At 37.5% G+C, this 269-nt stretch carries 1 pseudogene; it reads left to right on the forward strand.

Annotation, left to right across the window (positions count from 1 at the left end):
- Window positions 1–230: pseudogene (locus tag F1003_RS18770) on the forward strand (hypothetical protein); the annotation flags it as partial.
- Window positions 231–269 lie beyond the last annotated feature (39 nt).

Below are 269 nucleotides of genomic sequence, written 5' to 3' on the forward strand. Positions count from 1 at the left end.
AACAATGGAAAGAGTGGGAAAAAACAATTTTATTTATCACTCATGATGTGGAAGAAGCATTGTTTCTTTCTAATCGAATTTTAGTGGTAGAGCAGCAACCGATAACTACTTTAACCGAGAGGATTGTACCGCTTGATCATAATCGGACAAGAAAAGATTTATATAAACCGGAAGTATTAGCGCTGAAAGATGAGCTTCTTAGTATGTTGCAAAGGCAGGTACTCGTATGATGAACCGGTTGAAGGAGCTATTACCTGCTCTTACACTTT

The sequence above is a fragment of the Winogradskyella ouciana genome, assembly GCF_009709615.1.
GTDB lineage: Bacteria > Bacteroidota > Bacteroidia > Flavobacteriales > Flavobacteriaceae > Winogradskyella > Winogradskyella ouciana.